The 13,968-nt window shown below is 39.8% G+C and carries 10 protein-coding genes; 1 reads left to right on the top strand and 9 read right to left on the bottom strand.

Features of this window, described 5'->3' with window-relative positions; translation table 11 throughout:
• Positions 1 to 192 precede the first annotated feature (192 nt).
• The 6 genes from BLS33_RS18475 to BLS33_RS18450 all read right to left on the bottom strand — a co-directional run bounded on the left by BLS33_RS18475 (position 193) and on the right by BLS33_RS18450 (position 11,554).
• On the bottom strand, positions 193 to 1,845 hold the full coding sequence (locus tag BLS33_RS18475; protein ID WP_089893090.1) for an alkaline phosphatase family protein: 1,653 nt from the start codon (positions 1,843 to 1,845) through the stop codon (positions 193 to 195).
• 161 nt (positions 1,846 to 2,006) lie between these two features.
• Entirely contained in the window at positions 2,007 to 3,737 is a 1,731-nt protein-coding gene (locus BLS33_RS18470; protein ID WP_176801441.1) for a LamG domain-containing protein, read from the bottom strand.
• A 17-nt stretch (positions 3,738 to 3,754) separates the two neighbouring features.
• A complete protein-coding gene (locus BLS33_RS18465; protein WP_089893086.1) occupies positions 3,755 to 5,257 on the bottom strand; it encodes a SusD/RagB family nutrient-binding outer membrane lipoprotein in 1,503 nt (500 codons plus the stop codon).
• A gap of 11 nt (positions 5,258 to 5,268) precedes the next feature.
• Positions 5,269 to 8,478, bottom strand: a complete 3,210-nt coding sequence (locus BLS33_RS18460) for a SusC/RagA family TonB-linked outer membrane protein (RefSeq protein ID WP_089893083.1) — start codon at positions 8,476 to 8,478, stop codon at positions 5,269 to 5,271.
• Positions 8,479 to 8,874: 396 nt separating this feature from the next.
• Positions 8,875 to 10,320 carry a Gfo/Idh/MocA family oxidoreductase gene (locus BLS33_RS18455; protein WP_089893080.1) on the bottom strand — a complete coding sequence of 482 codons (1,446 nt, stop codon included), beginning with the start codon at positions 10,318 to 10,320 and terminating at the stop codon, positions 8,875 to 8,877.
• A gap of 46 nt (positions 10,321 to 10,366) precedes the next feature.
• Positions 10,367 to 11,554 (bottom strand): fumarylacetoacetate hydrolase family protein, encoded by a 1,188-nt coding sequence (locus BLS33_RS18450; RefSeq protein ID WP_089893199.1) that lies wholly within the window; start codon positions 11,552 to 11,554, stop codon positions 10,367 to 10,369.
• A 372-nt stretch (positions 11,555 to 11,926) separates the two neighbouring features.
• On the opposite strand from BLS33_RS18450, the gene BLS33_RS18445 reads away from it, so the two are divergent.
• A complete protein-coding gene (locus BLS33_RS18445; protein ID WP_089893076.1) occupies positions 11,927 to 12,361 on the top strand; it encodes a response regulator in 435 nt (144 codons plus the stop codon).
• Between the two features lie 321 nt (positions 12,362 to 12,682).
• Here BLS33_RS18445 and BLS33_RS25320 read toward each other — a convergent pair whose 3' ends face one another.
• The 3 genes from BLS33_RS25320 to BLS33_RS18435 are packed head-to-tail and all read right to left on the bottom strand — an operon-like array spanning position 12,683 to position 13,880.
• Positions 12,683 to 12,814: a hypothetical protein gene (locus tag BLS33_RS25320; RefSeq protein WP_262495086.1), complete on the bottom strand. Its 132-nt coding sequence runs from the start codon at positions 12,812 to 12,814 to the stop codon at positions 12,683 to 12,685.
• Between the two features lie 30 nt (positions 12,815 to 12,844).
• Positions 12,845 to 13,042 carry a hypothetical protein gene (locus BLS33_RS18440; protein ID WP_089893073.1) on the bottom strand — a complete coding sequence of 66 codons (198 nt, stop codon included), beginning with the start codon at positions 13,040 to 13,042 and terminating at the stop codon, positions 12,845 to 12,847.
• Positions 13,043 to 13,061: 19 nt separating this feature from the next.
• Positions 13,062 to 13,880, bottom strand: a complete 819-nt coding sequence (locus BLS33_RS18435) for a glucose 1-dehydrogenase (RefSeq protein ID WP_089893070.1) — start codon at positions 13,878 to 13,880, stop codon at positions 13,062 to 13,064.
• Positions 13,881 to 13,968: the final 88 nt, after the last annotated feature.

The raw sequence follows: 13,968 nt of genomic DNA, 5'->3' as shown, positions 1-13,968 counted from the left end.
ATTTATTTTGATTATTCTTTATTTCTACTTTTCATTTCTATAAACTATCTAATAATCACACTTCTTGATTGCCGTCATTAGAATCGGAATTCAATTAGATACCTCAATAAAATTACAATTGTTAAATGATTCACTAACAATTACCCTGAGTAACAATCCCATTTTTCTATTATTCCAAGCATCAATCAATGTCTAATTTGAACAATCTGTACTTAGCCATGACTTTCCTTCAATATTCCAATCTCGTTGGAGCGGTATACAGAGATGGTTTAAAGCTGTTTTTACAACATCGACCGTACGTGGGGTATTTTCATAATTGGAGACCACATTGATTTTATCAACAGTCGCATCTTCCCAAGCGCCACCCGCAAGCACCCCCTCAGCCCCAAAAGAACTTGAATCTTCTATAATCTCGCCTATCCCTTCCGTCAGTTTCCAATATCCAACTAAATTTTCCATTTTTGAATGGGTGACATCCAATACTTTACATTTCCAATTTTCAATATCAACTCCACTCAACAAAGTGTTAAAAACCCGTACTTCGGCAAGGTAACCACTATATCTAAAGGCATTATTGCCATCGGCACCAATAGTAAAGGGGAGGCTATTATCTATATTTCCTATCACGGACATGGAAGCACTATTTTTTAAAACGCCATCAACATATACCGATAAATTACCGTCTCTATTAAAAGTTGCGCTAAGGGTGTGCCATTCGTTATCGGTAATAATTCCCGCCTCGACATCAACTCTATGGCTTCCATCACCGACATTGACTTTGAAATTTTTAGTGCTGGGTTTAAATGAAAAAACATACCCAGGCAATAGTCCGCTTTCCCAATTCTTTTTGGCAACGATACTTACATCATTAGGTAATTTTGTTCTAACGCGGCACTCTATTGAGAAATCTTGATTCTCACCAAAGTTGTATCCTGAATTATTCGATATTTCCACACTTGTATCCAAATCAAAATGGAGTTCCGTAGTACTCGCCAAACAGTTATCTACCGGTGGCAGGGTTATTTCTGTAGTTGTTTTGGCAATCTTTCTATTTGGAATCCCGTCTCCACTGACAATCATAAATATGGTTCGCTCTTCTTCCGAGTTTCCACCATGGCTAGTGCCAAAGCCACCATGGTCGGTACTTACAATTATCGCCCATTCTTCATCAATATAATTATCCCGTTTTTTTAAGACAGATACGATTTCTCCCAAAGCGCTGTCAACTGTTTCGATAGCATTTAAATACGTGGGATTATTGGTGCTAAAACCCGAGCTATGGCCTGCGTGATCTACATCGTCAAAATGAACGAACAGGGCGCTCAAGTCGTCTATCCCAACTTCGGCAATGGCCTTGTTTTTCACATCGGTACTTGTATCTTGGGTATTCCTCATTATGTCGACATTGCCTTCCGCAATATGTTCATTAATAGGATGCCATTGAGATACCGACACCGTACGACCACTTGGATACGCTTCTTTGATTCTTTTAAAAAAATGTGGGTATTTGCTGAAATTATTGCCGGTGAACGAATTATCAACAACCTTGTGTTTGTCTTCCCACACACCGGTCAACATTGCCGACCATCCGGGGCCACTAGAGGTAATCCCCGAATTTCTTGCATCCAAGGAATAAGTTCCATTAGCCATCAACGCATCAAGGTTCGGGGTGTTCGCCTTAGTAAGCGCGTCTGGTCTACAGCCATCAATACCAATTATCAATACTTTTTTCACAATAGCTTCTTCGGTTGGATTTTGTTCCGAATCTGTCGAGGCATCTTTTTTTGAACACGACATTATACTCGATAATGCCATCATTATTATCAAGACGTTGTTTTTATTCATTCAGTTACCAATTATAGAACCATCTTAAAATACTTGTGCTTTACCACTGAATACAAGGAGTGGCCAATAGACAAGAAAAATAAAGGAGAGCAGTTAAGACTCCCCTTCATTTAAAAAACTAAACTAACTCAACTCTATTTTCAACTAATTAGGTTTTGCTCTTAATTAAACAATAAGGCGACTTCTTCGACCGTAAGTGCATAATCGTAAATCACTGCACCAGCAATTTTACCCTCGAAAAATTGGCCATAATTACTTGTACCATCTTGAGCTAATCGCAACGGATTACCACTCTCCGTATTCCCGACCGCGGCCATACTAGTACTGGCTACTTCTTTACCATCTTGGTACATGGTCATATTGGCATCCCTATCAAATACCACTGTCAACAAATGCCATTGGCCATCATTAAAGCCACCATTGAAATCGGTATCTGCCTTATTTCCTTCTCCATCCGAGGTTGCTACACGCCAATTACTACCCCTAAATGCTATAGTCAAGCCATCGTTACTGGAACTGCCCCAATCTTGATCGCCCAACATTACAGGATCACTGTCGGAGGAAGTGGTATTTACCCAAAAGGAGATAGAATAATCACTGTCATGTCTAAATGCCAATTCTGAGTCATCAATAGTAGCATATTGATCTGCCCCGTTAAATGTATAGCCGAACATATCATTTTCACTACCCATGGCAGCTCCGCTGTTGGATACCGACAAATTCTTGACGATTCCGTCCTGGGTTTTTAATTGTACTCCGGTCAATGGCGAAGAAATACCAGCCACCTGTGGAGCAGTCAAAACATAATCAAAGATGGAGATTTCCCCAATGCTTCCTTCAAAAAATTGACCATAGGCACCGGTACCATCCTGTCCCACACGAAGTGGGTTTCCACTGTTTGAACTTCCAATACCTGCCATACTTGCGGTGGCAACCGAAGCACCATCTTGATACAACGTCATGTTACCATCTCGATCAAAAGTGGTGACTATGTAGTGCCAATCACCATCATTAAAGCTGCCATCATAATCAGTATCTGCTTTCGTAACACCGTCTGAGGTTGCTACTCGCCAGTTATCACCACGGAAGGCTATGGTCAGTCCCGGGTTGGAAGAACTGCCCCAGTCTTGATTTCCGATCATCACAGGATCACTTTCCGTTGATGTCGTATTTACCCAAAACCCAATGGAATAATCACTTTCATGCCTAAAACTCAATTCAGGAACCTCTAAAATCTCTACCTGGTTATCGCTACCATTAAACTCTACTATAGATCCATATGCCGCATCTTTTACTCTAGAAGTTACTTTTTCGTCAATTGCCAAAGGAATCGTTTCGCCAGTACTCTTCTTTAAATAAACAAAAGTATCAATCACTGCATTCGGATCAAAAAACTTGTCTTTCTTAATTTCAAAGCTGGCGGCCCCAATTGAACCATCGACATATAGAATTTCAAACTTAAGGGTAGTTTTATCTCCTATTTCCAAGAGACCAAGTGCGTCTAAACTGGATACAAAACTCTTAGATTTAAATTGATCCCCAAAAGTTGGAAAATCTGTCAGAGTCTCGAGAACGGACAAATCCGTTCCAGAGAGGACCTTAATTTCTGAAGGCAACTTAGAGGTTACTACCGCCAAATCTACTGTTTGGCCCTCTGCATATGATTCTTTTTCTCTGGGATCATAGGTCAATTCAGCCAATTCTTCAGGGGTATAATCTTCTCCGGTAAGCGGGTTGGTATGATAAAGATAAAACTCGAAATTTTCCAGATATCTTTCATCGTTCCACCCTTCGCCTTTGTCAGAACAGCCAAAGGGAATAAACAAAACGGTAAAAAGAAATAGCGGTGCTATCCTTTTAATTTTTCTTAGTATATATATTCTATTCATCATAAGTGTTTTAAGGTTGGTTAATCTTGTAGTATCCATATTACTTGATCCCTATCATCTACTTCAGAACCGAACTGAGCAACCAAAGCCGCCCTATAGTTATTTTTGTTGTTCAAATCTTCAGATTCCGGATACGTCCATCGAACAGGGTATCTGTCGATACTATTGTGTTCTTGAGTAAACAAATATGAGGGTACACCGGTTCTGCGTGTTGTAAAAAACGATTCATGATCCGAGTTTTCTGCAAACGCCAGGTACTTCTGTTCCAAAATTCTGGTCAAACCCGCATCACCCGCCAAATAGGGCTGCTTATTAGTTAAATAATCGTTTATTTCAGCAGGATCAACTCCGTAAAATTCCATTGAAGCCGTTACACCATTATCATAATGGGTACTAGCATCAACAGATACCCAACCACGGTGGGCCGCTTCGGCAATGTGCAGTTCCTGTTCCCAATAGCTCATAAGAACACCCGGTTGCCCCACGTAGTTCCAAAACCTTTCATCATTTGGAAATGAATAATCGCCATCTAATTTCTTAGAGGAGTTTTCCGTTGCCGACCCCGAAATATCAGCTCCCGCATACGAGTTATAATCTGCCCTTACCGCGACTTCGTTTCCAGGATTGGCCTCAAGGGCATCTTTTGTGGGGTCTGCCACTTTCATTAACCTTGGATCTTCATTGTTTATGAGGATATCTAAATAGGTGCTAGTAAGTACCACGGCCTCTTTTCGAACCGCTTCATCAGGATTATACGTTTGCCTGAAACCATCTTCATTGCTATATTCCAATTGCGCGTTATCGCTCAAGCCTGACAAGAGCGGATAATTGCCAGGGTTGTTAATAATCGCGGCAAAACGTTCTTTAACATTCAATCCTGCTTCATTTTCTTTTTTACTCAGAGAAATCAGCACTCGAAGGGCATAGGCGTTGATAAATTTTTGCCATTGTTTTAGGTCCCCACCATAGTAGGGGTCTCCATCGATGGTAACTCCCGGATTCTCTAAAATATAAGCGCCCAGCTCTTGATTGGCCTCATTCAACCAATCTAGGCATTGTATATAAATGGATTTCTGGGAATCATATTTAGGCTGTGGAATATCAATGCCCTGACCTGCTTCCGATAGCGGAATATCCCCCATTCGCCTACTCATTTCAACAAAAATCCTAGCTTTTAAGAATTTTCCAAGAATGATATAGGCAGGTGCACCGGCAGCTTCGGCCTCTTCCTCCATTTGAATTATGTTTCTTAATGTAGAATAATCAAACGAGCCATCATACCCATCATTGAAATTTGGGGAAAACACATTGTCCGTAGCAATCCACATGTGGTATTGCATTTTCTCATAGGTTCCACTGAAGGAGGTGGTCGGCCCTGGAACGATTTGGGTAAAAATTAAACTGGGAGGTACCGAATTGGGTTCATTGGGGTTATCCCTTAAATCCTCATAATCTAAACAACTGTTTAAGGTCGCGAAGAGCATCATCACCATAGTGGACTTGAAAATTATATTTTTTATCATGATTAACAGTATTAAAATGAAACATTTAGATTAAAACCAACCGATCTTTGAGAAGGTAGTTGCAACCCCGTATCTCCTTGATTTAAAGTATAGGTGTCTAGATCCCCGTAATAGTGATCTTTTGTCCAATACAATAAGTTTCTACCGATTATCGAAAACGAGGCAGAATCAAAGAAGGTTTTATCTAATATTTTGGAAGTAAAATTATACGTTAACGCTACCTCTCTAAGTTTAATAAAGGTTTTGTCTTTAATAACACTGGGCCAATCTGCCTTATATCGGCTTGCCCAAGACTGGTAATCTACCATGTAGGTACTCGGTTCGAACACCCGAGTATCTGTAAGAATATTTCCATCTGGGTCGTATGTTGCATCACCGGATATAATGGTCACCCCTTCTATTTGCATTGTTTTGGCATCACCTCCATTGATATAGGCAATATTCGACAATTCTCTTTCTGGATGAATAGCATCAGGATGACCTCCTGCCCTCCAAAGATCGCGTTCATAGGCATCTTGGGTTATTCCACCAAATCTACCATCAAACAAGAAACTAAGAGTTAGGTCTTTATACGATAAAGAGTTATTAATGCTTGCAATAAAATCAGGTTGCGTATTTCCTGTATTCACTTTAAAATCCGTCCTTTTAGGCAATCCATTTTCATAAATAATCAGCTCACCATCTGGGGATTCCTCCCACACATAATACCAATAATCACCAATGGGCGTACCCACCTTTGTTCTAAAATTAGCATCGGATTCGCCCTCCCATTCTGGCACGGTGCCATCTGGTAATGCTGGCAAGGATGTTAAGTAGTTCTTAGATTTATCAAAATTAATAATGGCGTTCCAATTGAAATTTTTTGTTCGTATCGGTGAGGCGGTTATCGAGAAGTCTAGTCCTTTTCGTTCCGTGGTTCTTCCGTTCAACAAAATTCCACTATAGGCCGAAGCGTCGGAAAATGGTTGTGTAAAGATTTGCGGGCCATTTTGGTTTCTATAATATGAAAAGTCGATACCCAATCTACTTTTGAAAAATTTCATTTCAAATCCATATTCATAAGAATTGGTAAATGAGGGTTGTAAATCGGGATTCTCTAAAGTACTGGGATAATTTGCGGTCGGCAAATTTCTATATCTATCTGTGGAATACGAATTTGTAGCCTCATATATACCTAAATCACCACCTACCTGAGCATATGCCGTTCTTAATTTTAAATAATTGATAAAATCTGGAAATTTAATCATATCGCTCAGTACGATACTCGAATAAATGGACGGATAGAAGAATGTATCGTTTGCCTCCGGAAGCGTCGATGACCTATCTACCCTGCCCGTCATTCCAAAAAATATTTGATTTTTATAAGAGAAGTCTAAAACGGCATAGGCACTGTAGACCCCTTGTGACACCTTTGAACTGGTAGGCGTTACTTGATCTACTGAATTCTCAAGCGTAAAAATCTCAGGTACAATTAACTGAGTTGTACTTGCGCTTTCTCTCTGCATGTTGTAATAGCGCTGATTACCTCCGAGAGTGGCTTCTACAGAAACATCATCATTATAGAATCGGTCGCTATATGTTATTAAAAAATCGGTATTGTTCTCAAAATGACGCGAAGCATTGTACCTAAACCGCCCTCCCCTGTCAGGAATGTCATAATTGTAAATATCCATGGAAATTTCTTCGTTATCGGTCAGGGAATAGGTGCTGAGCGAGCTTCTTACAAAGGCATTAACTTTATCGGAAAGCTTAAAATTCACCTTTGCGTACGTAAGTATATCATGTTTGGTCCATGGCTTTTTCCAATTATAGGCCAAGGCATAAGGGTTATTGTACCGCCAATTTTCAACAAAATCTTGTTTTATACCTTCCTTGCCCGGAACCCAGACATGCTCCAAATTTCGCACATCAAAATTAGCCCCTCCCCAAATACTCAACAAATAAACAGGCGAAGTAGGGCCATAGCTCCCCCTTATTCTATTATCGGAATATTGATAGTTGTACTGTAATGAAGCATCAACGGTAATCGCATCGGAAACATTCAAGTTCCCGGAGAGCCTAATGGTATTAATATCAAGCTTTTGCCCCGGAATCGAGCCTTTCGCATGTTTGTAGGTATTCGAAACAATAAAACTGCCCTTTTCAGAACTCGAGCGTACGGTAAAATTATTAGAAGTAACTAGACCGGTCTCTACAAAATTCCCGAGGTTATCGGGGCCTCTTGAAATCCAAGGTGTTGGAATACGTTCACCCGTATCTGGGTCGATGGGTGAGTCAGATTGTTTGATTAGCCTACCATCAAACTTAGGCCCCCATATTGAATAATCAAAATCATTTACTCCTCCCCCACCGGCAGCACCAGTACCAAACTCGTATCGCCCGGTATTTCCCGGACCATATTGGGTCTGCGATTTCGGAATTCTTAGGAAGCCTGTTTGAAAAGTTGTAGAACTATTAACAGAAACTACAGTACCATCTGTACCTTTTCCCGTTTTCATTGAGATCTGCAAGGCACCGTTCTTACCTAGAGACCCGTATAGGGCTGATGCCGCTGCCCCTTTAAGTACATTGATATTATCGATATCATCAGAACTGATATTCCAAAAATCGGTATTTGGTTGGGGCACTCCATCTACCACCAATAAGGGCTTCTCTCCCCTTAAAAATATACTTGGATCAGAGAAAAAATCTGCTCCGTTACTAATTACGGTAAGTCCGGCAACTTTACCAGACAAAGACTCCAAGGCATTAGGGGTAATTGCTTTCTGAATTGAAGCTCCTTTGACTTCTTGGGTAGCGTAACCGATGCGTTTTTTACTTTTCTTAATTCCCAGAGCGGTGACTACAACCTCTTCCAACTCGCTACTTGATGTATCTAAAGTAACTATTATCTGGGTTTGATCGGCAATCGCAATTTCTTTTGATTCATACCCTATATACGATACGACGAGAATATCGCCACTTGATGCCGTTATACTAAAGTTTCCGTCAAAATCGCTCACGACACCGTCGGTAGTACCCTTGATAACTATTGATGCGCCGGGCAACGGAAGATTCTGATCATCCATTACGGTGCCTTGAAGTATACCTTGAAAACTTATTTCCGACACTATGGCGACATCCATTTTGGCAGTTGCCCCATTACCCAGAATATTGGCCGAAAGCACCTGTGCCATTCCCGTAAATAGCAGCAGGAAGTATCTAATTTTACTTTTGTTCATTGTTGTTGGAATTTGGTTGGTTTATAAATGTTAAAAAACTTTAGAATTAAAATTTTACTTATAATATATTTTTTTGACTAAATATACCCATATATATCATATAAGTAAATTTTTTTGCAAAAAAACGATAATATTTTTATTTCAAGTTAAATTTTTTGACATCAAATGTTTATGCTTCCGTTAAGGATGATCAAGCAACATGCGACCAGAAGTTTTTAAATAAATCTAAGTAGGGTCGGTAAGTTATTGTATAGCAATAGAATAGAAACAAAAATCATCAACATGGGTAGCTACGCACATCTATAAATACCTCTGACGTTGAATAAAAAAAGCCCGATCAAACCTGTAAGGCTTGATCGGGCTACCTAAATTGTATAAAGCGTACTATTAAGTGAATTAGAGTTTATAAAACTCTTCCCATTCTTTGCGTGGCGGGGCACCTACCAATAATTGGTTCGCAAGTTCATTATTGGTGATGCGTTTCTTTTTTCTATCAAATTTCAACTTTGTATTAAGTCGTTGCGCAATGGTTCCCAAACAGAAAACTTGGCTTAAAGGGGCGGAAATTTCGAATGGGGAACGCGTTGTTTCCTCACCGCGACAGGCCAAAGCAAAATTCTCAAAGTGATTCGAGGGACTTTCAGGAACCACGGGCAACTTCGGTGCCATATCTTTTGCGGCTTCCTCAGGAATAATTGATAACGGACTACTATGTGTTCCGCCTTTAAAGGTCAAATCTTTACTGTAAATTATCTTACCCGGGTTGAGTTTGTTAGGCTTAATTTTCCCGTTGCTGGCCGCTGGAATATTAGGATCCAATTCTGATTTGCCATAGCCTTCAGGAATTTCAGGAATGTTGTTCATACCATCATACCATGATATCGTTAGTGGAGGCATTTTTTTCCGCTTTGGAAATTTAAAGTCAATGGTTGATGCCTGCGGATAAAACAAGAGGTTGTGTCCCTCAATTTTTACCGGATCGATTACCGATGGCAGACCAAGATCTAAGAACTGGTGCATCGTATCCATAATATGTGCACCCCAATCGCCCAAGGCACCCATTCCGAAATCGTACCAACAGCGCCATTGGCCATTAATAAAATCTTCGTGATAACCGTGGTGTTTGGCCGTACCCAACCAAGTATCCCAATCTAAGGTATCAGGCATGTTTTGAGCTTCTGGGAACTGTTTCATCGACGTATCCCAACCGTGCCAGCGTCGTCTACCGTTCATATGTGCCGTAACCTTGGTCACGTCTTTTATAATTCCGTTTTCAACCCAACTCTTAAACTGAAAATAATTCTCACCTGAATGGCCTTGGTTACCCATTTGGGTTATTACATTGTGTCTTTTTGCAGCATCCATTAAAAGTTCTGATTCTTCAAAGGTGCGTGACAGTGGCTTTTCTACATAAACGTTTTTACCCAATGACATGGCAAGCATAGCGATCGGGAAATGCGAAAAATCAGGAGTACCAATACATACTCCATCTAAATCTCCAGCGGTACTATCCAGCATTTTACGAAAATCTTGAAACCTGGGAACATCGGGAAATGCTTCGAGATTTTTTAGCGTATGTTCGGCTCCCATATCCGTATCACAAAATACGGCAACATTAACCATGCCTGTCTTTACAAATTCATTGAATATCTGTCCGCCACGGTTTCCGATACCACAAAAACCCATATTCACCTTATCATTGGGCAGAACGGTTCCTTTCTTGACGACCTCTCCCTTACTGTTGTAGATTGGTTTTTTACCAAAAACAACATGGTTCGGCAGTATGGTAACGGCACCGAAGGCCATCGCACTTTTTTTAATAAAATTTCTTCTCTTTGTCATTTACAGATAATTTACAATGGTATTTTCTACGTGAAAACTATATGGCCTATGCCAAACTTCTTTTTGTATGAAATTCTAAAAAGGATGAAATTCCCCATTCCCAAGGGGCTATTTTATCACAATCGTTTACCCAATTAGCCAAAGTTCCCAAGTGTTCCGAGAAGATTTCAACCTTGTCGCCTACCTTATGGGTGAATCCGTTACCCGGAATATCGCGGTCTTTTGTCGGTGCGAACATGGTTCCACAAAAAAGAACCAATCCATCAGGGTATTGGTGGTTTTTGCCAATGGCCTGCGCTACCAACTTTTCAGGTGCCCTACTAATTTTACCCATTGGCGAAGAGGCTATAAGTTCAAAGCCATCGACCCCGGTGATTTTTAAATTGATAGTTTCTTTTTTAATAGTATCTAAGGTAAATGAGTCGTCAAACAATCTGATTAATGGCCCAATGGCACAAGAACCGTTCTGATCTTTTGCCTCGCCCAAGAGCAGGGCGCTTCTGCCCTCATAATCGCGTAGGTTTACATCGTTGCCAAGAGCGGCCCCAACGATTCGGCCTTCTTTCGATACGGCCAGAACTACTTCGGGCTCGGGATTGTTCCAATTAGAATCTTCCAAGACTCCGACTTCGGCACCATATCCTACGGATGACAACGGTTGGCTTTTGGTAAATATTTCGGCATCCTTACCGATACCGACCTCTAAATATTGTGACCACAACCCTTGGTTCTGTAGTTCTTTCTTTAATAACATCGCATTTTTTGAGCCGGGTGTAACGGTACTTAAGTCCTCACCAATTTTATCGATGATTACCGTTCGTAGTTCCGAAGCTTTACTAGCGTCTCCCTTTGCCTTTTCTTCAATGACCCTTTCGAGCAAACTTTCAATAAAAGTAACACCACAGGCTTTCACCGCTTGAATGTCATTGGGTGCCACAAAATATGGTAATTCACTTTTTCGTTCACTGAAAATGGAATTTTCAAGAATGTCATCTAACTTCCCTAAACTTTTCAAATGTTCCAATTTCAGCAGTTTGGAAACGACATTCGGTGTATTGATAAGTTGAGCCGTAGAAGAAAAATATTCGGACAAATCAAATACCTCGTTGTTCTTTACCAAGACGACATGGGGTCCGTAAATACCTTTATATGCCTGGGTATCCGACACAAAACATCGACCTACAAAAACACCTTTACTCCCTAAATTCGGTACCACTTTGTCCATTTCTCGCATAATTGCTTTTTTATTGATTCGAAGCGTGCCTAAAATTAACATTATTTTTCAATTGACAAATGGTTAATGAATGCTTTCGAGTTCATGATTCCTCCTTTAGAGCAAACCTTATATTCTTGCTTGCGTTACATTTATCATGAATCATGAAACTTATAAGAATGGCAGTTTCCTAAATGACAACAGTGAAAAATTATTTAAAAATGTTTGGTATAAATGACGATATAGAAAGACGCTCCGACGTTATTTCTACTTTTAAGACGAGACAGGGTTTTTAAGAAAACATTGGTATTAGCAATGAAAGAATATTTCAAAATTTAAATCATATTTCATAAAAGTCCCCCCTTTTGATATCAACTATAACTTATTACTAATATGGAAGAACAGGCCCCTTACATTTTTTTAGTAGATGACGACCAAGATGACCGAGAGCTCTTTACCGATGCGCTGAACGAATTAACGATCAAATCCGTGGTTAAGACTTTCAACAACGGAGTCGATTTAATGGCAGACCTTTTGGATAGGGAGAAAAAATTACCGGACATTATTTTTCTTGATTTGAACATGCCCCTGATGAACGGGGAAGAATGTTTGGCCGATATTAGACGTGAGCCAGAGCTTTATGCTCTTCCCATTGTTATATATTCAACATTTTTTGATAAGTTCAAAGTTACGCTCTTGCAAGAAAAAGGGGCAGACCGTTATTTACAAAAGCCCAAATCATTTAATCAATTGAAATCTTCTATTGAACGCAGTATTTTATCATTGGATAAAGCAAACAGCGAATTGCTTGACTTTGTAATCAAATAGTTCAAGTAATTCTAAGAGACTATTAATTTCAGTAGTTATGGATAACCAGGAATCTTGTCTTTTCAACCCAATCATCTGTTTATTCAGTACTAAACTTACTCTGATAAAGAATATCAAAGGAGAAAGGGAATGCGCCCCCGCATTCCCTTTCTTAAACAACTTCATATAAATCATTTCTACTAGTAGAAATGAAGCTTAACCTGCATATGAGTTACTAAATTATCGATTACCAAGAAAGCCGATTGATTCAAAACCTATAAGTTTTAACACAATTGACTTTTATATATTTTTTTATGATAAAGGGCAGCCTGAAATGTCGTTTCAATTCAATACATAGCCTAGGAGCCAATATAAAATTATAAATACAATAACGGCTCCAATACAGCCGCACTTGCCGCCACCGATTTTCTTTGCTCCCCAACCTGCCAGAAGCACTCTTAATAATTTTTTCATGCCTTTATGATTTTAGAATATTATAATTAATTATAAGATCTTGCTCTTTTGAACTAGCAATGCATCTACTCCGACATTCACCAAGTTACTTTCCAATATTTCAGGTTTTATTTGTTTGCGGCGATATCTATCGGATGTTACAAAAACACTATATGCTTTCTTGCCCGCCCTAATTTCTGCAAGTAGGTCTTCGGCTTTATCTTCCCATTGTACACCATTTTGGTCCATATCGATTCTTTAAATAAAATCAGCCATTTGTTGTGAAACCGGGATAACAAGTCATACCTCCATCGACAAAAATAGTGGTGCCGTTTATATATTCCGATTCATCCGAGGCCAACCAACTTGCTACGCTTCCAATATCTTCAGGTATGCCAATTCGTTTGTAGGGAATTAACTTTAATAAATCGTCCATTCCTTGATTCGAACTCCACACTTCTTTGTTGATGTCGGTTTTAATCGCCCCTGGTGCAATGCTATTACAGCGTATTTTTTTAGGAGCATATTCTTGACAAATACTTTCCATAAGCATTAGCAGGCCTCCTTTCGATGCCGCATAATTTGCATGGCCAGCCCAAGGAATTTCCTCATGCACAGAACTGATATGTATAATTTTCCCTAATGATTTGGAAACATCTTGACGCATACCTCTTTTAAGGAATTCCAGTATGGCTTCTTTCGCAACCAAAAACTGGCCGGTCAAATTTACATCAATGACCTTTTGCCAAGCGGCCAATGGCATCTCGTGAAGTGGATAATCTTTTTGAATACCGGCATTGGCAACACAAACATCTACAGTACCAAAATGGTCGATTGTACTTTTGAACATGGCCTTTACCTCATCCTCCTTACTAACATCGCACTGGAGGGTAATGGCATTTCCGCAGTCGGAATTCTTATTTATCCAATCGGCCACTACTTCCGCCCCTTCTTTATCTTTACGATAGTTGACGACCACATTGCCAGCTTCCATGCCCAAAGATTTGGCTATTGCCTCTCCAATGCCTGAACTGGCTCCTGTAACAATACAGGTTTGTTCTTTCAATCTTTCGTTCGGCTTTTGCATGTTTTTGAGGCTTTGCTGCTAAAATTACATAAAAAGAAAATCGGAAAGAACACGGAAAATCGTTCGAAGCAACATAAGTATGGATTGC

It is taken from the genome of Kriegella aquimaris (assembly GCF_900103215.1).
GTDB lineage: Bacteria > Bacteroidota > Bacteroidia > Flavobacteriales > Flavobacteriaceae > Kriegella > Kriegella aquimaris.
This window is presented reverse-complemented; position numbering and strand designations above follow the sequence as displayed.